Source organism: Olivibacter sp. LS-1, from assembly GCF_008245145.1.
Classification (GTDB): Bacteria; Bacteroidota; Bacteroidia; order Sphingobacteriales; family Sphingobacteriaceae; genus Olivibacter; species Olivibacter oleidegradans.
Genome location: NZ_CP041643.1, coordinates 5,246,704 through 5,271,277 on the forward strand (window position 1 = coordinate 5,246,704; position 24,574 = coordinate 5,271,277).

Here is a 24,574-nt window from a genome sequence, read left to right on the forward strand (position 1 = left end):
TTTTTCTCTCCCCAAAAGATCCAATCTCTTATATTTGCCAAAACCTAGCGTCAATAATTGGTGTCTTAAAACTGAATTATAAATCATGAATACCATTTTTTTCAATCGATCCTATGTGGTGGTGTTTTTACTTTTGGGTTTCGGGTTGATAATTTCCTGCAGCACTAACAAAAAGCATAATAAGTTTACCATCGGATTCTCCCAATGCACGGGTAACGATCTATGGAGAAAAAACATGCTTGCGGAAATGTTGACTGAGCTAAGCCTTCATCCGGAAGTTGATTTTCATTATTTAGAGGCCAGTGGCAACAGTACCATGCAACGCGCCCAGGTAGATACGCTTATTGAAAAAGGAATTGATCTTTTAATAATTTCACCAAACGAAGCCGAACCCCTAACTGCCACCGTAAAAAAAGTGATGGATCGTGGCATTCCTGTCATTGTAATAGATCGGGAAGTGAAGGGAAATGGCTATACGGCATTCATCGGTGCTGATAATGTGGAAATCGGCGAAATGGCGGGCCAGTATCTATCGCAGCTTATTGGCAACAAAGGGAAAGTTGTAGAAATCACGGGCTTATCCGGTTCCTCTCCGGCGATAGACAGAAGTACCGGCTTCTTCGCCGCACTTAATCAGTTAAAAGCTTTAAAGATTGCCAAAACGGTATCTGGCGATTGGATGGAAGACACCACCAAAAATATCTTGAGCAAGATACACTGGCAGTTGAAGGACATAGATGCCATTTTTGCCCATAATGATAACATGGCGCTGGGAGCACGAAAAATTCTTAACAAATATTATCCTGAAAAACATATTCCCATTGTCGGCGTGGACGCCTGTTTTGGTGAAGGAGGAGGGTTGGATATGGTATACGACGGAAAAATTACCGCCTCCCTGGTGTATCCTACACTCGGCAAAGAGGCCATTCGGACAGCTCTGGACATTTTGAAAGGCCTCCCCTTCAGAAAAGAGAACAAATTGAGTTCCATTGTAATTGACTCAAGTAATGTGCGTGTCATGAAGATGCAGGCTGCCATGATCAGTAGCCAGAAAGACGACATTTACAATCAACGTAAACTACTGGACGAACAGAAATTAGTTTATAAAAGCCAGCAGGTTGTACTCAATACCATTATTGTGTTGCTCGTATTGTCGCTCATTTTTGGAAGCATTGTAGTCATTCTACTAAGAGATAACAGAAAAATCAATAAAAATCTAGCTAAGAAGAATATAGAAATCGACACCCAACGGAAGCAGTTAATTGAAATGTCAAAACAAGCCGCTGCCGGCACAGAAGCACGCTTAAACTTTTTTACCAACATTACCCATGAGCTGCGAACGCCCTTAACACTGATCTTATCGCCCATCGAGGATATGGTAAAAGATCCCCGCCTCTTGCCATTGGCTGCTGATAAGTTAAAAGCGGTGCAACGTAATTCGGTACAACTGCTGAATATCGTCAATCAGTTGTTAGATTTCAGAAAGATAGAAATAGAAGGCTACTTAATACAGGCCTCACCAAACAATTTGGTCTCCTTTGTCCGTGATCTCATCGAACCTTTTAAAGTATACGCTTTAAAAAGACAAGTGCAACTGTCCTTTGTTCCTGCAGAAAAAGAAATACCGGTATGGTTTGATGTCAATATGCTTGATAAAGCCCTGTTGAATCTCTTGTCAAATGCCTTCAAGTTTGTAAACGCCGGAGGTTTCATCAAAGTTTACATAGCCCGCTGCGGAAGTGAAGTAAGCATTCAGATCAAAGATTCAGGTATTGGGATGCATGAAAAAGATCTCGCCTTGATTTTTGACCCCTACTATCAGGCAGACAATTCTCCATCCAATGGCTTCGGTATCGGTTTATCTTTAGCAAAAGAGATTATCCACAAACACAAAGGAGACATTCAGGTAGCATCAGTCAAAGAACAGGGTTCTACTTTCACAGTTACGCTTCCACTGGGAAACGAGCATTTAAGCGAACGCGAAAAAGGTGTTCTTCATGACCCGGTACTTAAGAAGGACGAAAAATCTGCCATGTATACCATCGTTTCAGACATCGAAATGCTAGACATCAAACAAACGGAATCCTGTGGCTTAAAGGATCACTCTTTACTCATTGTGGAAGACAACCCCGATCTTTTAAACTATTTAGTGGCAGAGCTGAGCGATGAATACGATGTATTCTACACCACCAACGGCCCCGAAGCCATTCAACTTGCCAGAGAAAAGGTACCCGACCTCATTATTACCGATAATGTTATACCCGAAATATCCGGTAAAGAGGTATGCAGGACCTTAAAGAACGATCTTAAGACCTCTCATATTCCGATCATCCTTCTTACCGCCCAAGCAAGTTCGGAGCAGCTTGTTTCAGGCATGGATGCCATGGTAGACATGTACATCACGAAACCGTTCCTGATCAGCAATCTTTCGGCGAGTATTAGAGCGTTAATCAAGAACAGAAAAGTATTAAAAAGTCATTTTACCAGCAATATTGAGCTCCCGACAGAAAGTGCCAAATTAAGCTCGTTGGACAAAAAATTGTTAAACGACTTTTCCGGCGTGGTGGAAGAAAACCTCAGTAACGATCGATTCTGTGTGGACGATATTTGTCGGCTGATCGGAATTTCCCGCATGCATCTGTATCGAAAAGTTAAATCGTTGACCGGCATGACCGTTAATGAATATATTCTGGAGCGCAGATTAAAAAAGGCCTCTTACCTGCTTAAACATGAATCTTTAAATGTTGCAGAAATCACCTACGCCGTGGGTTTTTCCAGCCCCAGCTATTTTTCAACCACTTTCAAAGCCAAATTTGGATACTCGCCCAGTCAGTATAAAAGTAAAATCAAATAACATTTTTTGATCTCATTGCCATTTGAGTTGCTCTAACTGCTTCTGCCACATAAAACGTACTAAATCGGAGCTTTTGTAATCCGGGTTGGCTCCTGCCTGCGAGGTAACATAAGCCCCCAATGCAGCCGCATAATCCAATATATCTTCCGTCGATTTCCCTAATAACTTTTGCGCTACAAAAGCAGCCAAAAAAGAGTCGCCGCTACCAACCGTATCTTTCACAATAACCGGATATGCTTTGAAATCATATCGCTCCATAGGTGTATAGTAAGAAGCACCCTCTCCACCTTTGGTTACAATGATCTCTCCTATCTTATATTTGTCCTGCAAACGATTTACGTGCTCGTGTTCCTGACCGCCTTCATCACCAAACCACGAGGCAATAATGCGCAGTTCATGGTTGTTCAGTTTTACGATGTCAGCCTTGTCCAGTAGGTATTCAATAGTAGCTTGTTCATAATGCGGTGCACGAAAATTAACATCAAAAAGTCTCAATTTAGCGTGCGCAATCAGATCATACAGTGTAGCGCGGCTAAGCTCACTGCGGGCGGCCAAACTACCAAACACCATTAAATCAGCGTTTTCAACCAAATTAGCTGTTTGACGGTCGAAACGAATAAAATCCCAAGCCACCGGCTGTACGATCTCATAGCTCATTTCGTGATTAGCTCCTTCCGTAGCAATCACTTCACTGGTTTTTTGATCTTTATCCAGTTGAATGTATTCAGTAGACAAACCCATTTTTTTCAAGAACATAGTCAGTTCCTCTCCCAACGGATCATCGCCGACCCGACTTACCATATAACTCGCTATCCCTAGCCGGTTTAGATGATAAGCTACATTCATGGGGGCACCGCCCGGTTTTTTCCCTTCAGGAAGCACGTCCCAAAGCACTTCTCCAAAACAAACTACTTTTTTCATCCAATTAAATTATCTATGAGTGTTAAATCTCAAATGTATAGGCGAGATCGTTAAACTCGGTTTGTTCTTTGTAAGACTAAGTTAAAGACATTATTACTAAAACCCTTCTTATATCGTGCCATTTTTCTTTAATTCCGTACCATGGGGCTTAGGAGCAGCCGTCAGCATTAGCTTTCAGCTATCGGATGGCAGCTTTCGGCAGTCAGCGATCAATAAGGTGTAAGCTATAAGTTTTAAGCTTTAAGGTAATGAAATTAGGCCAATCTTTATATTGCCAGTTGTACATATTTGAGCCGATTCGTGTATATAATCGGCTCAAATATGTCATTTTTTTGAGCCGATTAAAAGAAATAATCGGCTCATACTCCCAGTAAAGGTATAAGCTGTAGACTTTAAGGTTTTAGGAATTAGCTTCCAGCTATCGGATGGCAGAGCATAACTAATAACTGCTATAAACTTTATGTTCAGCGACAATTACCAAAGAACGTCTAGATCATATTTCTTCATATTTGCGTCTTTGGAAATAAGCTGACAGTTTAACTCTATCGCTGTGGCAGCGATAATCTTATCAAACGGATCTCGATGATGAAAAGGAAGTTTTTCCAATGTTAACAAAAATGCCGGTTGAAGTGGAAGGATTATAATATTACTAAAAACACATGACTGTATTAATTCATCAATGCTATAGCCAAGACGAAGTTTACCTAAAGACTTTTTAATCACCACTTCCCAAATCGATACTATACTAATATAAAGATCGTTCGAAGCGTCACTTAAAGCTTCTTTAATATGATCAGGAAGCTGATCATTATCATCTTGCATCCAAAGAAGTACATGTGTATCAAGAAGAAAACTGTCCCATTACATGTAATCCTTGAAATCATCTAAAGGTGCATCAAAATCACTATCCATGCTCAGTTTGCCCTTCAACAAACCTAACTTGCGTTTAACTTTTTTCTCTTTAGCAACTTTTTTTTCTAAGATAAAATCAATAAAATCCTCTACTTCCTGCTGATAAGCAGGTGGTATCTTTTTCACTTTTTCTATCAATTGAAGCTGTTCCATTCCATTGAAATTTATGTTAAAGATACACAAAATCGATCTTCCATACAACCTACAACGCTAAACTTATCACCCGTTTCAGCAACCAGCTTTCAGCCATCAGCTTTCGGCTATAAGGGGCTAATCGGCTCATACTCCCAGTAAAGGTATAAGCTTTAGGGTATAAGGTTTGAGCTCGCGCTACCGCCTTGGCAACTGCCACTGCCACTATTCTACAACTTAACTACTAAACAACTTAACTACTCAACTATTCTACAACTCAACTACTTAACCACTCAACCACTTAACTACTCAACCACTTAACCACTTAACTACTCAACCACTTAACTACTCAACTAATCCCCAAAATTCCTTATATTCGTATCATTGCACTTCATAAGCGATATTTATTTTAAACCTGCTAATTATTGAATGATGAAAAGCATCCTGGCAAATACGCTCCTCTATATAGGTTTAATCCTTTCTCCCTTACTCGCTAGCGCAGAAGACGGTGTACAATTCTTTGAAGGATCGTGGAAGGCCCTGTTGCAGCTTGCGAGGGAACAGAACAAGCCTATTTTTGTGGATGTTTATACCGATTGGTGCCCTCCCTGTAAACGAATGGACCAAGAGGTGCTACCCCTTGCAGCCGTAGGCGCCGTATATAACAAGGCATTCATCAATTACAAACTGAATGCAGAGCGGGGCGAAGGTATAAAGCTCGTCAAGCAATACGAAGTACACGCTTATCCAACCTATCTTTACCTGACACCCGAAGGTGTGTTATTGGCACGAGTGGTGGATTACCAAGAGCCGGACACCTTTATGGCTTATGCGCATGACGCAGTAGCAAAAAATCGCGAGCAGGTATTAGCTAAAATGGATAAGCAATTTGAAGGGGGCAATCGGGATCCGCATTTTCTAAAAACCTATATCATCCAGAAGAAAGATTTAGGCCTTGATAACAGCTTAGCATTTGATGCCTATATCAAGGCCCAAAGCAGCACCGAGCGTGAAAACCCGGCTAACATTGATTTCATCCGTGATAATCTCAACCATGCCAAAGGGGCTGCTTTTGACCTATTACTAAAAACCTATCCTACGGTAGACCAAACAAGGCGGCAAAAACTGGCACCCGTGCTCTTTAACTTATTAACAGATGCAGCTAGCGCCGCGCTGAAAGAAAACCGCTTACAAGAGATACCCAGTTTTTTTAATCAGGTGGACGTGCTCAAACAGCAGCTAAGTAGCAAGCAGCAAGGACACCTCTATCTGTTGCAGTTACGCTACGCACAACGCGCAAAAGACACCGAAATAGCTAAAAAAGCGGGTTATGCTTTCGTGGCCAACAGCATGGATATAACAACAGACAGCATACAAGCAGAAGACAAACGGCGTTATACTGCGCTTATGCAACCCTATTATAGCGGAGAAAGGGATAGCACTGAAATTACAGCCGAAGACAAAGTCTTGGCACAAAAAATCTACACCGGCGAGATCTGTGTTTATCTCTATGAGGCCAGCAATACCTTTGACATGGTATTAAACAATGGCGACCCGGCATTGAAAGACGCCCTACGCTGGGCAGAACGGCTGAGTCAATTACGTCCTAACAACCCCCAATTCAATCAGTTGATCGATCGTATCAAACAGAAAATAAACTGAAATCTACTTGGCTAGCAGTAATGTGCTATAGGTTTTAGGAATTAGCAATCAGCATTCGGCTTTCAGCTATCAGCAGTCAGCTTTCGGCTATAAGGGGCGGCAACAAAAAATTCCTGCCTACCGGCAGGCAGGCATCATTCATCGCTTATAAAAAAACTCATCACCCAACATCAAATTGGCTAATTATTGACTTCAGCTTTAGGCTTTCGTTAGCCTACCCAACGACAAACAAGTGCCACTTCCACGGCTACTATTCATCATTCAACACTCATAACTCATCACTTAAAAAAACCTACTCAACCACTTAACTACTCTCACAACTACCCTTTCGGCTACAGCAATCTGACGTTCGGCTACAGTATCATTTCGTCCATACAGGAACTTTGTATCAAACAAAATAGTTAAAAGATGAACATATTTGTAACAGGAGCATCAGGCTTCATCGGCTCGGCAGTAGTGAAGGAATTGATCCGAGCAGGACATCAGGTCATCGGCTTGGCACGTTCAGAAGCATCCGCGAAAATTATCCGTGATGCAGGCGCATCGGTTTTATTAGGAACACTTGAAGATTTAGAAATTTTAAAACAAGGCGCCTCACAGGCCGACGGCATTATTCACACCGCTTTTATCCATGATTTTACGCAATATAAAAAAGCAGGTGAAGTGGATAAAACCGCTATCCAGACTATGGGAAATGTCTTGGCAGGCACCAACAAACCTCTGGTGGTAACCTCCGGTATGTTAGGATTAACCCCTATCAATGGCTTTATTACAGAAGAAAGTCCGGTTGGAAATTCACCACGACCTTCAGAAGCCACGACCTTGGCACTGTCAGAAGCAGGCGTTCATGCGTCGGTAGTTCGTTTACCACCATCCGTTCATGACAAAGGCGATAAAGGCTTTATGCCGTTTATTATCGCACAGGCACGCAAAAATGGTGTTTCGGCCTATCCGGAGGAAGGGAAAAACCATTGGTCGGCGGTACATCGTTTAGATGCGGCCAAAGCTTACCGCTTGGCTGTAGAGAAAGCAGCGAAAGGAGCCGTGTATAATGTTGTGGGCGATCAATCCATTGAAATAAAAACAATTGCCACGTTAATCGGCAAACAATTGCAGTTACCTGTTCAATCCGTTTCAGGAGAAGCCATTGTAACACATTTTGACTGGATGAGTCGTTTCATTACCTTTGAAGGCGCCGCTATCGGAAGCAAAACACAAGAACAGCTGGACTGGAAACCCACGCATATTGGTTTATTAGAAGATATGCAGGAAAATTATTTCTAAATTTAAACATCAGTTTGTCATTGTCGGTTCGCCGCAATGACAAACTTTTACACCCAAAAATTAAGCTCGATCATGGAAAACCAGTCACCCATCCGGTTAAAAACCATCAGCGAATTTCATAAATCACGCGGTTTAGCACAACCCGAACATCCGCTCATCAGCGTCATTGATTTTGGTACCATTCCACGTTCAGCCGATATCCGTGGCAAAAGTTGGATATTTGATTTTTATCAAGTATCGCTAAAAAGAGGCATCGATTTCAAAATGAAATACGGACAGCAGGCATACGATTTTGATGAAGGCGTTTTGGGATTTATTGCACCAAATCAAGTTTTTAAAATCGAACACGAACCCCATGCTACGCAAAACCAAATTCGCTCCGGTTGGATGTTGCTAGTTCACCCCGATTTTTTCTGGAATACACCCTTAGCAAAAGCCATTAAACAGTATGAATATTTTGATTATGCGATAAACGAGGCGCTATTCCTATCAGAAAAAGAAGAGGCAACGTTGAATGCCATCATCGAGAATATCCGTCAGGAATACCATGCCAATATCGACAAGTTCAGCAAACAGATCATTATTTCGCAAATTGAAACTTTATTGAGTTATTCCGAACGGTTTTATCATCGTCAGTTCCTCACCAGAGAAAAATCCAACCATCAGGTGTTGCATCGTCTGGAAGAGCTTTTAAATCATTATTTCGATCAAGAAGATTTGATTTCAAGAGGTCTACCCTCCGTTCAGTACGTTGCCGATCAGCTGCACATCTCGCAAAAATATTTAAGTACCTTACTCAAAGTGCTCACCGGGCAAAGCACCCAACAGCATATTCACAACAAACTGATCGACAAGGCCAAAGAAAAACTTTCGACCACCAATTTATCAGTTTCCGAAATAGCTTACGCCTTGGGTTTCGAACATTCACAATCGTTCAGTAAACTGTTCAAATCCAAGACCGATCTATCACCAATCGAGTTTAGGCAATCGTTTAATTGAACTGCCGTCAGCTTTCAGCCGTCGGTTTTCAGCTTTAGCTGGTGCTCCTGCCACTGCTTCTGTCGCTTCAATAATCCCGCATCACTCCGCTACACGAACAACCAATAACGAACAACCAATAACGAATAACCAATAACCAACAACCAATAACGAATAACGAATAACCAATACGGAACTACAAGGCTTCTTGAATTTCCTCCAGTGATTTCCCTTTAGTTTCCGGCATAAATCTCCAAATGAAGAAAAAAGAAACAGCCATCATCAGACTGTAAAAGATAAAAGAATAATAACCGCCATTAGGACTACCTTCGGCGATAATCGGAAAGAGCCAAGAAATGACGGCAGCCATGATCCAATGGGTGAAACTACCGAGCGAGCTACCCTGAGAGCGAACGCTATTCGGGAATATCTCCGAGATAAAAACCCAGATTACCGCGCCTTGCGAAAAGGCAAAGAATGCAATAAAACCGATCAAATAAATTAGCACCGAAGAAGCGGCTGCGATACCCTGACTAAAAGCATGGGCAACCAAGCCCAAAAACACAAACATTCCTAAACTACCGATCAACAGCAGTCGTTTTCGACCAAACTTATCGATGAAGAACATCGCCAGGCAGGTAAACAATAAATTAGCGCCTCCTATAAATACCGGCTGCAGATAAGCCAACTTTTGATCAAAACCCGCCAATTCAAAAATGCGAGGAGCATAATAGAGAATGGCATTGATACCACTTAACTGGTTAAACATCGCCAATATAACAGCATACAAAATGGGCTTCAGATATTTCTTTTGAAATAAACGGTCGTGCGCTCCTTTACCCACTTGATCAGCCTGTAATACGCTGTTCATAGCTTCCTCCTCTCCCAATTTACGAAAGACAGCATGCGCCTTATCGTTATAACTATTGATAGCCAACCACCGTGGGCTCTCCGGAACAAGCTGCAGAAGGCAAAAAAAGAGTACCGAAGGCACCACCATAATACCCAACATCCAGCGCCAAGCTTCATCGCCCAGTCCCACAAAAAGAAAATTTGTCAGATAGGCAATAAATATTCCCAGCACAATCATAAACTGAAAAGAGGCTGTCAACCGACCCCGGCGCTCAGCAGGAGCAATTTCCGAAATATAAATAGGCCCAACAACGGAAGATACACCAACGGCCAGCCCACCGATGAATCGGAATAAGATGAACAATAACCAGGTGTACGATAAAGCACATCCCACGGCTGAACATAAATAAGCAAGGGCAACCACGATCAATACTTTTTTACGTCCAAATTGCTGCGCCGGTATACTGGCCACCATCGCGCCTATAACCGTTCCAATCAAACTGGCAGATACGGTGAATCCCTGCCAAAACGAATTAAGTGTCCAGAGTTGCTGTATGTTTTTTTCCGCGCCGGAAATAACGGCTGTTTCAAAACCAAAAAGAAAACCTCCTAAAGATGCAATGAGTGAGCATCGAATGGCAAAGCCATATTTGGAAATAGCGTTCATTTATGCTATGTTTAACTATTAATCAATGAAGCAGCGCCGAGAAGAGCAGCCTGCTCTCCCATCATCGCTACTTTTATCGGAACAAGAATTTTTTGTGCAGCAAGCCTTTCAACAACCTCCGGCAGAAATAAGTGGTAAGCTTTACTGATATTCCCGCCTATAATCACCGCATCGGGCTTTAGTGCTGTCAAATGAATTAAAAGGAAATCGGCCAACCAATGGGCCAATTGGGCCATTGTCTCTTTTGCCTTACGATCTCCGGAAATCACTTCAGCCAATGATTTGACATCATCAATTCCGGCACCGCCTAAAGAGCGATAATAAGTTAATAAGCCACGGGTTGATATATAATCTTCCGCTATCCCATCCAGAAAGCGGGAGGAACCGAGATTCAGATCTTTTACTACTCCTGAGTTGAAAAATGCGGTTCCCAGGCCAGTTCCCATTGTCAACCCCAGAACCTGGCTTTTCTCCGCCAAGTTACTGCCTATGATCTCGCCACGGAGAAAAGCTTCCGCATCATTCAAAAAGCGGACGCGACTGGGCGGTAGTTTCACTCGTTTAGCAAAGACCTCTTTCACGTTAAAGCCATACAGCGCCTCATATTTATTCATGCCTTTGATCAATGAGATTCCGTTTTCGTAGTCGAAAGGACCGGGCATAGACACCGCTAGGTCTGTACATTGCTTGCCAGAGGCCTCTTGCGCCTCAATCAAGGCACAAGTCCAGGCCTCCAGAATAGTGGAGGCCGAAGCATGCGCATCAATTTTTTTGCGGATTAATGTATCATCGACTATCGATTGCGTTACCGGATGAATGACGGCCGCAGTAATATGCGAGCCTCCTACGTCTGCACTAAGGACAGTTGTTTGCATATAGAATTAAAATAATTTTTCACCTTTTAAACGTATATCAAGGCAACGGGTCGGGCTGTGCCGGATTGGCCGGATCATAAACGGCAACCCCTACTTTTGAATCCGCGCAACCGTAATACAGATACCATTTTTTCCCGAAATAAACCAACCCTTCAATAAACACCGTTCCATCTCTATATTGCCCACTCTTCTCAAACGGTTCCATTGGCCTCAAGAACGGCACATCCAATCGGCCGATGACCTTTGTCGGATCATTCCGATCAAAAAGCACCTGGCCTGCACTGTAAGTTCCCCGGTTAAAACGCTTATCCCCACGTTCCGGATTATTTTTTCCATTGTATAATAGCAAAATACCCTTTTCTGTTAACACCGCAGGCGGGCCACATTCCGTTAAATCGCTATCGAAGTACCCTGCTCTCGGCGAAATGAACGCCTTCAGGGCCCCGTTCCCATCCACAACAGGTTCCCAGTCTATCAAATTATCCGATGTCGCTCCGAAAACTCCATTTTCGCCCCAATACATCCAGTACTTGCCATTCACTTTGGTAATTACCTGCTTATCATTTTTCACCGTTGTCACAATGGAGGCTGATTTATGGAATTTATCCACAATCAGCGCCGCGTTTTTCGCTTTCGCAAAAATTTGCCCATGCTTTTCCCAATGCACTAAATCCTTCGAAGTAGCCACGCCCAATCGCGCGATTTTTCTGTTCCATTGGGTATAAAACATCACGTAAGTACCATCCTCCGTAACAGCCACTCGCGGATCTTCAGTTCCCCCCGGCCATTCGAAATCTTTCTGTCCATCATTCGCCGGATAAAAAACGGGCTTATCCTTTCTCGTAAAAGAAAGACCATCTTTACTAACTGCATACCCCAGACGCGAGGTACGATGGCCTATTTTCACACCGAACTTATCTTCGGCACGGTACAGGACAACAACTTCACCATCCTTTACGGCCGCTGCCGGGTTAAACGTATCATTAGATTCCCAAGCAACATCCTTCCTACTCATCGGGTCAAGAAACGTGGTATTTTCGCGCGGAGAAATAACCGGGTTTACACCAGCCGGGCGGACAAAACCGCCGAAGGCCCAATCAGGTAGTTTATTTGTTTTATGCTGCGCCTGTGAAGGAAGAACTCCGGCAACGCATATTCCCATTGCCATTATCACTGGCAAAAATCGCTTCTTCATATTCGTACTTTAATTAATAAATCATTTTCGTTGAAAAGTTAATATCCACTGTTCTGCGTAATCGTACCACCCGACAAATCGATCTCCCGCTGCGGCACCGGATACAGATAATGATTGGGATTAAAATTCTTACCCATAGCCTTCAGCACTTGTTCGGCCACTCCCCATCGTCTCAAGTCGCTAAAGCGATGATGTTCAAAACCTAACTCCGCTCTCCTTTCCTGCATAAGCCAAGCTTTGATTATGGCCGGATCTGTCACCTGTAAATTGCGGTCCGGTAGTGTTCCACTTGGTGCTGTTCCGCCCGTAACCGTAGAGGTGTTCCGAGCACGGGCACGTACCTCATTTATCAGACGAATAGCCTGCTGATAATCGCCTGTTTCCAGATAGGCTTCCGCCTTCCAGAGAAGAACATCTGCCCAACGTATCAGAATTTTGTTGGTTGGCGAGTCGCCATTTCCGCGATTAGCAGCATTCAGTTCCCCCATTAATTTATACACTAAGCGATCCGCTACATTAACCGTATAATCCAAACGCGGGTCGTTCGGTTCAAACGAGGCGACAAAGTCATCCGTAGGCGCAAGAAAACCCCAACCCAAGAGCGAACCAATGCCATTACCATTTTTTGGCAACGTCCCTTGCGTGTGGTTATACGCAAAAATCACTTCCCGGTCGTTAAACTTTTTACTATTGCTAAAGCTATCGAAATAATTGCTATTCAGGTTGAAATACCCCTTCTGCTGCAACCTATCGATCTTAGTCAACACTTCTTGCCATTGTTCGTTGAATAAAGCTACCTTGGCCTCAAGAGCCAATACGGCACCCCACGAAACACGCCAAGGCTCATTTTCAGCAGCGCGTCTCGTATCCGGAATCAATTGCGCTGCCTGTTGTAGATCAGCATTTATCTGTTGCCAGATCTGTTCTTTCGGTACCCGTACCGCCACTTCATAAGCTTCGTCGAAGTCGGTCAGCGGTTTTGTCAAAAGCGGCACATCTCCGAAATTGGTCACCAGCTCGAAATAATAATAAGCACGAAGGAAAAGCACCTCTCCCAACATACGTCTCGCCAGATCCTGCGAAACACCGGCCTGCTGCACCGTTTCCGGATTACCCAGTTTATCGATTGCCAGATTAGCTCTCGACACGCCCTCAAAAGCATAAGTCCAGAGGCCATTAAACGCGGGGTTATCCGCCGTGAACGAAAAGCGCCCCACCTCATCCATCCAGGCCTGATCACCGTCAGACACCCATTTTTTATTCATATCACCTCCGGCAATATCCTCCATCACAAAATCAGGACGAATAAACAGCCCGCGCGTCCAACTACCATCACCCAGAAAGCCCGTTGTATTACGGAGCGGTTCGTACGTACTATTGACGGCCGAGGTCAACGTTGCCTCCGACGGACTGTCGCTGATCTGATCCGGCGTAAGCAGACCGATCGGGTCTTTTTCCATATTACAGGCCGCGAGCATTAAGCCCAAGCCCAGCAAACTGCTATAAATATATGTTTTCATTGCTATTATTTTTTGAAGTAACGAAAGTTGCGCATCACACACTATTTGTTATGTTAGGAACCACCAAGACAGGCTTTCAGTTACTTGTATTTAAGGTTAAAAAGTTACATTGATACCGAACAAAAAGGTTCTGGAAGATGGGTATGTTCCCATATCGATCAGATCGGTCGATTCCGGATCCAGCCCCTTATAATCTGTCCAGGTCAACAGGTTTTGCCCCGAAACATACACGCGCATATTTTTCAGCACCTTTGTATCTTTGATCAGCGATCCAAAAGAATAACCAAGCTCTACGTTTTTCAATCGTGCATACGATGCATCCTCCAGGATGATGCTCGAAACCCGGCTGCTGCCGTTGTCATTGAAAGTCACCCTCGGAATGGTGTTACTACTTCCTTCACCATCCCAGGCGCCAAGCACATCTGTCGTGTAGTTGAACGGTCGCGTATCAAAATCCAGTATCTTTCTACCGTCGTTATAGCGATCAACACCCTGCACACCTTGTATCAGCACGGCCAGGTCAAAGCCCTTGTACGCAGCAGTAAGGTTAAGTCCGTAGGTTAATTTAGGAATAGGGTTTCCCATAAAATCACGATCCTGATCATTGATCATGCCATCACCGTTTAGATCTTTAAAACGGATATCGCCCGGTTTTTGCGTCGGATTCGAAACACCGGACAAATGACTGTTCACTTCCGCCTGGTTTTGATAAATTCCCTCCACCACATAGCCGAAATAGGCATTCAAAGGATTACCTACCTGCGTACGCGTTGCCGTACCACTGATATAAGGTACATTCGGATGTAACTTCACCACTTCATTCGATAGGGTTGCGAGGTTTGCGTTCAATCCATAGCGGAAACCACCGGCCGTACTATTCCGGTATCCCAGTGAAAACTCAAACCCTTTGTTCTTTACCTGTCCTGCATTAACGATGGTAGGTTGCACGTTCCCCACCAAACTGGGAAGCGAAATTGGCAAGAGGATGTCGCGTGTATCCTTTATAAAATAGTCGGCCGAGAAAGAAACATGATCTCCAAAGAACGACGCATCCAAACCGATATTATGCTGTACAGTGGTTTCCCATTTCAGATCGGGATTTCCGTAACGATCAATCAGGTAGTTCTCACCCACCCGTTTCATCAAGGTCAGATACGCATAATTATCAATCTCCTGATTTCCCAGCGTACCGGTACTCGCGCGCAGACGAAGATCGCTAATCCACTTCACGTTTTGCATAAACTGTTCTTTGCTGACCGTCCATCCAGCAGAAACCGACGGAAAATAACCCCAGCGATGGTTTTCACCGAAACGCGAAGATTCGTCCGCCCGTAGATTCGCTGTCACCATATATTTACCCTCATACTCATAACTTGCCGATCCGAAGATACTGAACAGCGCATATTCTGATCCCGATCCGCCGTTCCATACATCGAGCAACGTACTACCATAATCCAGGTAGCGGAAAGTTGGTAAGGTATAATCGTAACGCCGACGAGACCCATTGATTGAAGCTCCATTATTCTTAATATATTCCGTTCCCGCCAGCGCGCTGATATGATGCGATCCAAATGTTTTATCATAAGAAAGCACATTATTCCAGGTCAAGGTGAAATCAGTTCCACGATCTTCATTTAAACCCTCTGGCCGATTAATCCGTCCCTTACCAAGGTCATTAGGGCCCGCGCTCCCATCATCGTCACCATAATTTTCAAAAAAGGCTTTGGTATGGTTTACATTGAGGTCGATCCCCACATTTGTTCGGAACTTTAATGATTTATCCGCAAGCAACGCATACTCGCCAAACACGTTGCCGAAGGTCTTGATCCGTGAGAACACATTATCGGTAAAATAAGCTGCCGCTACCGGGTTGCGGGTATATTCATATTTATTGCTCTCATAGCCCGTATTCACTTGGTTATTTCTGTAAAACGGCAAATCGGTAAAGGGATCAGTGGCAGACCAGGTTGGATCAGATGGATCTTTATACACGCTCAATAGCGGAGGTCTTAATAAAGCGTGCCTTATAATGCCCGGCGCATCACCTTTTGCCGATATCTGATCTCGCTTCGAATAGGTCATCTGCATGTTCGTACCAATTTTGAATCGGTCTGACAATGCACTGTTAACATTTACCCTAAAGTTAATCCGCTCGTATTTATCGTTATCGAAAATGACAATACCATTCTGCCGATAATAACCACCCGAAATCAAGTACTGCGTTTTTTCCGTTCCGCCGCTGGCCGATAGCTCGACACTATTCGTCTTACCCGTTTCAAACAGCTCGTCCAACCAATCCGTATTGGCGAGATCGGTACGCGATTTATCTGCTGTATAGGGGTTCGTGCCTGCAATCCCCGAATTGTTCCATGCTTTTTCAAGCACATTCAGGTATTGCTGCGTGTTCAGCAACTTAGGCAGATTGGTCGCCTGTTGCAGCCCGCCAAAGTAATTTATATTAATAGAACTTTGCCCGATCTTGCCCTGTTTGGTGGTAATCACCACCACACCCGCTGACGCCCGCGAACCATAGATTGCGGCAGCCGAAGCGTCTTTTAGTACAGACATCGACTCAATATCAGAAGGATTCAGAAAAGTTATATCCCTAGACGGTACACCATCTACCACATAAAGCGGGTTATTATTGCCAATGGTACCTTCGCCACGGATTCTCACATTGATGCCGTCCCCCGGGGCACCACTGCTTTGCGTAATTTGCACACCGGCCACCTGGCCCTGTAGCGACTGCGCCACATTAGGCACCCGTCTCGACTCAACGTCCGTCATATTAACTGAAGCTACAGCTCCGGTAACCGAAGATCTCCGCTGAGAAGAATAACCTACCACCACTACCTCATCCAGGGCAGCAGCATCCTCCTTTAAGGTAATCACCAAATTGCCGTTGCCGGTAACCGTTATTTCGGTGGATAAGTAACCCGTAAAGGACACGGAGATTTGCTGTCCATTTTCAGCCGGCAAGGTGAATTGTCCGTTCACATCGGTAGATGTTACGGCCGTTCCGCCCTTTATGCGGACGGTTGCCCCTGGCAGTGGTTGACCGGCAGCATCCAGCACTTTTCCACTAATGCGCTGCTGCTGTCCGATTGCGCTAACAAGCTCGCCCTTCCCCTCAGCGGCGGTTGAAAGCGCCGGGTGCAGTACACACGGAAGCGCAGCCAGGCATAGTTTAACCCATAAGTTTTTACTGTTCATGATACAATTAGTTAGGTGTTAATTCATAATTTATTAGCAATAAATCGTAAAGTCTAGGAAAACCGGTTTTTCTGATTGGCTAAAAAAAAGGTTAGTCCGAAAGACGTTTCAAAACTAAATTAAAAAAACCAGTTTAGCAAGGTTATTTTCGAAGTTTTTTTGGTTTAATGCTCGATTCGCGAATAATCAATTTCGAGGGGATTACTTGTACGTTCGGTCCGTGCGTGGAAGATTTGCCGTTGATCCGCTTCAATAAGTTGTCAAAAATAGCAGCGCTTAACTGCTCCAGGGGTTGTACAATCGAAGTAATGGAAGGTGTAAACAGCCGGAAGAGGTCGTGTTCATCGAATACAACGATACCAATTTGTTCCGGTATCTTCAAGCCCAGTTCACGGATAGCCTCCAGCCCACTGATACATAAATAATTCGTTGCAAAAACAATCGCATCTATCTGTGGATGTGATTGAAGAAATTTAATAATCTCTTTTTTCCGACTGTCTCCTTCGTCATTATAATCCATTTCCAGCACGATAGGCGATTGGCCGCAAGTGCCGACACAGCTAAGGTAGCCATCCAGTCTTTCTTTCATCTGGCTTTGAGAAGAGGCCAGCGAAACAAAAGCAATATGTTGGAAGCCCTGCTTCAGGAGATGCTCACAGGCCTCCACCACCATTTCCCGGTTATTCGTCCCCACGTAATCCGTTTCCACTCCTTCCAGCATCCGATCGAAAATTACCACCGGTACACCATCGTCTATGATTGTCTTGATCTGTTCTTCTATATGTAAAGGAGGTGCAACGATAAAACCATCTACCTTCGTATCACGAAACAAATCCAACACCGAAAGTGCGGCTTGGGTATCGCCCAGCGTACTACTATAAATGATCCGGTAACCACTTTTTTTCGCCTGCTTCTCAATCATTAGCGCAATCGGCCCAAAGAAAGAGTCCCCAATATTTTCCACAATCAGACCTATGCTGTTCGATCTACCTGTTGCGAGGCTTTGCGCCATATAATTGGGTTTAAAACCGATTTCTTTGACATAGTTAAGCACCCGCTGCTCCTGTTCTTTACTTATCCTATGAGCTTCCGCTTTCCCATTGATGATAAAAGATACCGTAGATTTGGCAACTTTAAGATGTTTTGCTATGTCATTAATCGAGGGTTTCTTCTCCGCCATATCGCATTATATACGCCCTAATTGAGAAAGGCTTGAGCGAATGTCTCAATTTTTGGAGATATTTACAAGCGACACAGTCATTTTTAGCTGGAGGCAGTGAGCAATAGGCTGTAGGTTTTAAGGCATAAGGTTTGTGCTACTATTTTCATATTCATTGTATTTCAGTACATATTTATCTACATTTGTTGCAACACCTTCTCCAATACGATCAACAGATGATACATACCTTCACTGCCTTGAATCTTCAACATCTTTTATCCAAGATCGTTGGTAACCCAAAGCAATTTACTTTACAACATCGTCTATTTAACGCCTTTACTTTCATCGGCTTTGTTCTGGTATTGGGCACACTTATATTTAACAGTTTATCCGGCCTCTACTATTCTGCGTTAATTTCACTCGTCGCCGCAGTACTTCTTGGCGCAGCCTATTATCAATCAACCATCAAGAATCGATACTTAGAGACTTTTGTGATCATGGCCGTCTGCCTTAATTTGCTATTGGCCATCAATTATTTCTATAACGCAGGTGTCGCTGGCCCTACCCTCTTTCTTTTACTAGGTATTTATCTGGCAACCATGATGATATCGCCTAAGCATCAATACATTTTCTGGACTATTCTTCATAATACCTTAATAATTCTCTTGCTAATAATCGAATTTAATTTTCCCGATAGTATAAAAAGCACCTATACGAGCCGCTCAATTTATTTTTTAGACAATCTTATTACTTATCTTGTTGTGTCGTTATTGGTTGCGGCCGGTGTAATAACCTTCGTTTTTCATTACACAGTTGAACGCAAAACTGTAGAAAAACAATCCAAGCTTCTCGGCTTACTCAACGATGAAAAAATTCGCTTGATATCAATTCTTTCACACGATTTACGCTCACCGATCTCGGGCATACAATCCTACCTTGATCGTCTTTTTTATGAGAGTTTGACAACAGAAGAGAAAGAAATAATCGAACAACATCTTCTCGATTTAACAAATCGCACACAGCAGCTACTGAACAGTGTATTGCATTGGTCTAAAGATTACTACCATGTAGATCAAATGCAGCTATCTACCGTTGATCTCACCAAAAGTTTACGACATAGTTCAGAACTATACACACATCTCGCCCAGCACAAGCGAATAAAGCTTGTGCTAAATAGTAGTTCTCCATTGCATATTATAAGCAACGAAGCGATCACACAGCTTATCATCCGAAACTTAATTGATAACGCCATAAAATTCACTAAAGAAGGCGGAGAAATCCATCTAAAAACGCGTAAAGAAGGTAAAACCGCCCTTATCTCCGTCGCCGATAGCGGATCGGGAGAGAGTCAATCGGTCGCTGAAAAGATATCCAAATCCTTTGAAAATTCTGCAGACACGTATCGAATCAATAGTGGTTTGGGCCTGATGATGTGCAAACAATATACCGAGGCGTTAGGAGGCTCCATTCATTGTAACACAAACGCATTGGGAGGAACCACCTTTGTAGTACGACTTCCCCTGTCCTAGTCGATAAGCGTCTTCATCTTTCGGTATATCCAAACAGATTGAAAAGGCCCGCAAAAAATTCGGGGGAAAGAATCAGCTATGCCGTACCAATATCTGTAAAACCTTTAGTCAACTTAAGTGTTTTAGGAAGAAACTTATGCATTTCCTTGTGAAAAAACGCTTCATCATACTATTACCGGCAATATTTTTTGTAATCAGCGCTTCGGCTCAGCAAGACACCGCTAAGCTCAAAAACCAATTTTCTATTTTCAATCCGACACCCGAATCGCTCTTAAGAGACGAAATCGGGGCAGACCGTCCAGATGAAACCGAATCGCCTTATACCATAGATGCAGGACACTTCATGTACGAAGCGGATCTGTTCAACTATGAACGTCAGCGAACCGATGAAGCCATTCAATCCACTTATCTTTTGCACCAGGCAAATTTGAAATTTGGCTTAACGAATACGATGGATTTTCAGATCAAGGTACAAAGTTATGGCCGCCAACGCAGTCGCTCCATCTCTTCAGGAAACGTCCAGTCGAAGAGTGGCTTTGGTGATGTGATCTTGCGGTTAAAGCAAAATCTCTATGGGAACGATCACGAAAATATCGCTTTCGGATGCATGGCCTATGTTAAACTACCCACAAACAACTATTCAGACAATAAAGAATATGAAGGGGGAATTATTATCCCGTTAGAATTAAAGCTGCCGGGTGAGTGGAAACTCGGTCTACAGGTAGAAGGCGATCGCTTGAAGGATGACGTTGGCAATGGTATGCATACGGAGTTTTTACAATCAGCCGTTATCAGTCATAAGGTGTTCAAAAATCTCAAAGGATTTTTGGAAACCTATTATACCTATGATTTCAAAGGGCATGAATGGCGTAATTTTATTGATATGGCCCTACAATATGAAATATCGAAAAAAATCATGGTTGACGGTGGATTGTATTATGGCCTACAGACTCAGGCAAGCAAAACGTACTTCTTTGGACTGCTTGTCGAGATATGATTTGGATGGCCCTTAGGGGTTAGTTTTTCAGCTTTCGGATATCAGCTTTCGGCTTTACTTGGTGTTACCGCTAATAAGGTTTATGCTATAAGCTCTAGGCTTTAGGCAGCACCAGCCATTATCAAATTGGCTAATTATTTCAGCTTTCAGCCATCAGCAGTCAGCTTTCGGCTATAACGGGGGTAACAAAAAAATTCATCACTCAACACTCATAACTCCTGCCTACCGGCAGGCAGGCATAACTTATTTGCGTCGGCTTTCAGTCGCACTAGCCCTTCTCATGCTGAGCAAATTTTTATACGCTTGAAAAAACGATCAGGAAAGTGTATTTTTGTTTTAGAGGGATTACACAAATGGAACTGATAATAGATATAGATAAAATTAAGGATGCTTCCAAAAGAGAATGGCTTTTAAGCACTCTAAAATTAATGGGTATAAGATTTCAAACAAGCGAAGGAGCTCAGACTTTAGCAGAATATAATGAAGACCTTGAAAATGGAAATAATGAAATAGAACGTGGTGAATTTATTTCTGCGAAAGATCTAAAAGATCAAGCAGCCAAATGGTAGTTATTTGGAGCAAACAAGCCCAGGAAGAACTAAAGAAGGTTTTTAAAAAAATTTCTTTAGATTCATTGCAGAATGCTGAAAAAGTCAGGGATACGATTATCGATCTGACGCTAGCACTGCCATTACATCCAAAAAGTTTCCTCTCGATAAGTACAAAACCGATAATGATGGATCTTGGAGAGCCTTCGAAAAGTATCATTTACGCGTTTCATACCGGGTAATGCCTGACGAAATTAGAATCATAAGGTTAAGACATACAAAAAGAAATCCAAAGTTGTATTAAGCACTTTCACCGCTACTTATAAAGCAGTAAGCGATAGGCTCTAACCTGTAGGCACTAACGAATATAGCTACTGGTAAGGCCGTAAGCTATAAGCTTTAGGGTGTAAGGCTTGTGCATCACATGGCTCATCATCAAATTGGCTAATTATTTCAGCTTTCAGCCATCAGCAGTCAGCTTTCCGCTATAAGGGGCGGCAACAAAAAAATTCCTGCCTACCGGCAGGCAGGCATCGCTCATCATTTGTGTCGGCTTTTCTTCTATTAATTTTATGGTTATTTTTTTTAATTAAAATTTTCATTTTCTTTTCCCCTTGATGGGAAAAGAAACAAAAGGATCAAGGCTGCATAATTTTCGCTAAAAAATTTGCCCCTTCACACAACAGCGCGGAGCCGTTCGTCCCTCACTTCTTCACACTGTTTCTTTTCCTCACTATGCAAATTTTTCTTAACGCTCATCTTATGAGGCCGTTTTGTCCTACACGCGAGAGCCCCGTGTGATTTCATCACGCGCAACACACAACAGGCAACTCAACAACTCAACCGCTTCCCTACTCAACTATTTAACTTCTCAACAACTTAACTACTCAACAACTCAACCACTTCCCTATCCAACGGTTCAACGCCATTGACTAATTGACCAATTAACTAATCGGCTAATTGGCTAATTGGCTAACCGGCTAGTCAACAACTCAAAATAACGAAGACCAAAAGCGAACATTTGCTGTTCGAAAACGTGCAATGAAAAGGAGCAAAAACACAATCAAGACACTCAAAAACAACTAATTATAATTATGGCATTTAATTCGTGTGCGTTTAGCAAACAACACAAATTATGTTAAACACGCTATCTATTTTTAATACAGTGAGAACTTTTATATGGATTGCTTATTTCCTGCTTCTGACAACTGACTCATTAGGCCAGTGGAAGCATACCGAAAAGTTTATCGATAAATATGCAAAAGCGAACCATTACAATGGAACCATTTTAGTAAAACAGGCAAACAAAACATACCTGAAGAGTTTTGGAACGGCCAATTTCCAATTTGACGTACCCAATCAACCGGATACGAAGTATAAGATTGCTTCCATTACCAAGCTGTTCACAGCTGTTCTGATTATGCAATTATACGAAGCAGGTAAATTGGACCTACATGCTACGATAAAAACGTATTTACCCAATTACACCGGAGCAGCCGGCGATAAGGCAAGCATTTTTCACCTTTTAACCGCCACCTCCGGTATAGAAAACAGCGAGGCCGGCGAAAACCCGAATGAAGTACCTTCCATGTTTTTGAAGAAGTACACCACCGACGAAATTTTACAGCGATATTGTAGTGGCAAAATGGAAAATGAACCCGGCAAACATTATAGTTACAATAATGCAGATTATGTGATCTTAGGCAAAATTATTGAGGCAATTTATGGTAGGCCTTATGAAGAAGTATTGAGAACCCAACTATTGCAGCCCTTGAAGATGCATCATTCGGGGATGTGCTCCTATCAGCAAGTAACAGAAAATCTAGCCGCTGTTTATAGCATAGATGAGAGCTCCAAAGAACTAAAAAACGATCCATTTTATTATATCGAAAACTTCTATTCAGCCGGAGCGATGTACTCCACCGCCGAAGACCTTCTATTGTTTTCAGAAGCGTTATATAACGGTGGATTACTTGCTAATTCCAGTTTAAAGATGATGCTGACACCCTATTTAGAATCCTATGGTTTCGGTTTATGGATCCGAAAATTACAGATCAATAATCGCGAAGTTGTTATGAATGAGCGGCAAGGTTCCATTTGGGGAACAACAACACGGCTGCTGTATATCCCACAGGAGAAAATTACGATTATACTCCTTACCAATATGTATACCACCAGCCTCAACACCTTTCAAAACGAGATTATAAAGACCTTAATTCATTAGCCAGAACACATTAACCGGTTATTATACATTACCGTCGCGCGCTACGCAACATGGGCCGTAAAACCGGTGAATTGCCTGATTGGATTTCGCCAATAACTTCAAAACCATGTTGCTCATATAGTGGTATATTCTTCGGGTTCGAAGATTCAAGATAGGCGATCAATCCATCCCTGTCGACGGTCTTGAGCGCCTCCGCCATCAATGCGGAGCCCACTCCCGCCCCTTGAAAGGCCGGGTCTACACCTATCATCGGCAAATACCAGTGCGGCTCGGTTGGATGAAATTTCTCCATCTGTTCAAAAATCCCCGGCATATCTTTTTTCACCTCCCCTTCCACATTTTCATCGAACAGCTTCATTAAAGCTTTCTCATCAGATCGGGCACCGGGTCGCAGCCACAAAGCAGCACCGGCAAAGCCATTAGCCAGGTAGGCTGTCCCCTCAGTAAATGAGTTTCCGCCAAAGGCCTTGGCTAAGGCGGGAAATACGGCTAAATATTTTGCGGGGTCCGGTAAAGACCAGCGCGCCATCGGATCAGCGCTGAAAGCTAAAGTCAATGCAGCGAAGGCACCTGCTTCGTCCGATATTTGAGCAATCTTGATCTCCATAGGCCATTTCTTATTTCCAAGCTCGTTGGTCTATCCAATAATAAACACCGTTCTCCCCGGTTTGTTTCTTTTGAGGTTTTTATTGTTATCCCTTGCTATGGTTTAGCTATCGGATGTCAGCGATCAATAGGTGTGAGCTTTTAAGGCCGTATGCTATAAGCTGTAGGCTTTAGGTATCACCAGCCCCATCATGACATTAGCTCATCATCACATTAGCTCATTGGCTATTTCCAGCTTTCAGCCATCAGTAGTCAGCTTTCCGCTATAAGGGACAACAAAAAGACTCATCATTCAACACTCATAACTCATCACTTATAAAATGCTCATCATCACATTGGCTCATTGGCTATTTCCAGCTTTCAGCCATCAGCAGTCAGCTTTCCGCTATAAAGGGCGGCAACAAAAAATTCCTGCCTACCGGCAGGCAGGCATCGCTCATCATTTG

The 24,574-nt window shown here is 43.2% G+C and carries 18 protein-coding genes and 1 pseudogene; 9 read left to right on the forward strand and 10 right to left on the reverse strand.

The annotated features are described in order from the left end of the window. Positions 1–85 precede the first annotated feature (85 nt). Complete coding sequence (locus FKG96_RS21775; RefSeq protein WP_149106055.1) at positions 86–2,854, forward strand: substrate-binding domain-containing protein; 2,769 nt, start codon at positions 86–88, stop codon at positions 2,852–2,854. 12 nt (positions 2,855–2,866) lie between these two features. On the opposite strand, the gene FKG96_RS21780 is transcribed toward FKG96_RS21775, so the two are convergent. The 3 genes and pseudogenes from FKG96_RS21780 to FKG96_RS21790 all read right to left on the reverse strand — a co-directional run bounded on the left by FKG96_RS21780 (position 2,867) and on the right by FKG96_RS21790 (position 4,840). Beyond that, the gene (locus FKG96_RS21780; protein ID WP_013668000.1) at positions 2,867–3,775 is read right to left on the reverse strand and encodes a carbohydrate kinase; all 909 of its coding nucleotides are present in this window, start codon (positions 3,773–3,775) and stop codon (positions 2,867–2,869) included. Between the two features lie 474 nt (positions 3,776–4,249). Then, positions 4,250–4,612 (reverse strand): annotated as a pseudogene (locus FKG96_RS21785) (type II toxin-antitoxin system VapC family toxin); the annotation flags it as partial. A 24-nt stretch (positions 4,613–4,636) separates the two neighbouring features. Then, entirely contained in the window at positions 4,637–4,840 is a 204-nt protein-coding gene (locus tag FKG96_RS21790) for a DUF2281 domain-containing protein (RefSeq protein WP_149106057.1), read from the reverse strand. Positions 4,841–5,248: 408 nt separating this feature from the next. Here FKG96_RS21790 and FKG96_RS21795 point away from each other — a divergent pair, with 408 nt between their 5' ends. From FKG96_RS21795 to FKG96_RS21805, 3 genes are all read left to right on the forward strand, one after another. After that, positions 5,249–6,481, forward strand: a complete 1,233-nt coding sequence (locus tag FKG96_RS21795) for a thioredoxin family protein (protein WP_149106058.1) — start codon at positions 5,249–5,251, stop codon at positions 6,479–6,481. Positions 6,482–6,889: 408 nt separating this feature from the next. Continuing rightward, positions 6,890–7,765 carry an SDR family oxidoreductase gene (locus FKG96_RS21800; RefSeq protein ID WP_149106059.1) on the forward strand — a complete coding sequence of 292 codons (876 nt, stop codon included), beginning with the start codon at positions 6,890–6,892 and terminating at the stop codon, positions 7,763–7,765. Between the two features lie 72 nt (positions 7,766–7,837). Continuing rightward, positions 7,838–8,764: an AraC family transcriptional regulator gene (locus FKG96_RS21805; protein ID WP_149106060.1), complete on the forward strand. Its 927-nt coding sequence runs from the start codon at positions 7,838–7,840 to the stop codon at positions 8,762–8,764. 175 nt (positions 8,765–8,939) lie between these two features. Here FKG96_RS21805 and FKG96_RS21810 read toward each other — a convergent pair whose 3' ends face one another. The 6 genes from FKG96_RS21810 to FKG96_RS21835 form a co-directional block, all read right to left on the reverse strand. Beyond that, positions 8,940–10,262, reverse strand: a complete 1,323-nt coding sequence (locus tag FKG96_RS21810) for a sugar porter family MFS transporter (protein WP_149106061.1) — start codon at positions 10,260–10,262, stop codon at positions 8,940–8,942. Between the two features lie 11 nt (positions 10,263–10,273). Continuing rightward, a complete protein-coding gene (locus tag FKG96_RS21815; RefSeq protein WP_149106062.1) occupies positions 10,274–11,137 on the reverse strand; it encodes an ROK family protein in 864 nt (287 codons plus the stop codon). Between the two features lie 37 nt (positions 11,138–11,174). Then, positions 11,175–12,332, reverse strand: a complete 1,158-nt coding sequence (locus FKG96_RS21820) for a glycoside hydrolase family 130 protein (protein WP_130856698.1) — start codon at positions 12,330–12,332, stop codon at positions 11,175–11,177. A gap of 38 nt (positions 12,333–12,370) precedes the next feature. After that, the gene (locus FKG96_RS21825; protein WP_130856697.1) at positions 12,371–13,852 is read right to left on the reverse strand and encodes a RagB/SusD family nutrient uptake outer membrane protein; all 1,482 of its coding nucleotides are present in this window, start codon (positions 13,850–13,852) and stop codon (positions 12,371–12,373) included. Between the two features lie 96 nt (positions 13,853–13,948). Beyond that, positions 13,949–17,065 (reverse strand): TonB-dependent receptor, encoded by a 3,117-nt coding sequence (locus tag FKG96_RS21830; RefSeq protein WP_149106063.1) that lies wholly within the window; start codon positions 17,063–17,065, stop codon positions 13,949–13,951. 142 nt (positions 17,066–17,207) lie between these two features. Further along, entirely contained in the window at positions 17,208–18,245 is a 1,038-nt protein-coding gene (locus tag FKG96_RS21835; protein ID WP_130856695.1) for a LacI family DNA-binding transcriptional regulator, read from the reverse strand. 215 nt (positions 18,246–18,460) lie between these two features. On the opposite strand from FKG96_RS21835, the gene FKG96_RS21840 reads away from it, so the two are divergent. From FKG96_RS21840 to FKG96_RS21860, 5 genes are all read left to right on the forward strand, one after another. Continuing rightward, positions 18,461–19,753, forward strand: coding sequence for a sensor histidine kinase KdpD (locus FKG96_RS21840; protein ID WP_130856694.1), 1,293 nt, complete (start codon positions 18,461–18,463; stop codon positions 19,751–19,753). Positions 19,754–19,901: 148 nt separating this feature from the next. Further along, on the forward strand, positions 19,902–20,750 hold the full coding sequence (locus tag FKG96_RS21845; RefSeq protein WP_168204585.1) for a transporter: 849 nt from the start codon (positions 19,902–19,904) through the stop codon (positions 20,748–20,750). A gap of 353 nt (positions 20,751–21,103) precedes the next feature. Further along, on the forward strand, positions 21,104–21,319 hold the full coding sequence (locus FKG96_RS21850; protein ID WP_130856692.1) for a hypothetical protein: 216 nt from the start codon (positions 21,104–21,106) through the stop codon (positions 21,317–21,319). Next, positions 21,313–21,540: a type II toxin-antitoxin system RelE/ParE family toxin gene (locus FKG96_RS27280; RefSeq protein WP_207303773.1), complete on the forward strand. Its 228-nt coding sequence runs from the start codon at positions 21,313–21,315 to the stop codon at positions 21,538–21,540. Before FKG96_RS21850 ends, FKG96_RS27280 begins: the two co-directional genes overlap by 7 nt. A gap of 893 nt (positions 21,541–22,433) precedes the next feature. Continuing rightward, positions 22,434–23,522 (forward strand): serine hydrolase, encoded by a 1,089-nt coding sequence (locus FKG96_RS21860; RefSeq protein WP_149106065.1) that lies wholly within the window; start codon positions 22,434–22,436, stop codon positions 23,520–23,522. Positions 23,523–23,550: 28 nt separating this feature from the next. Here the strand turns inward: FKG96_RS21860 and FKG96_RS21865 are convergent, their stop codons facing one another. Continuing rightward, positions 23,551–24,051, reverse strand: a complete 501-nt coding sequence (locus FKG96_RS21865) for an N-acetyltransferase (RefSeq protein ID WP_246860314.1) — start codon at positions 24,049–24,051, stop codon at positions 23,551–23,553. Between the last annotated feature and the right edge of the window lie 523 nt (positions 24,052–24,574).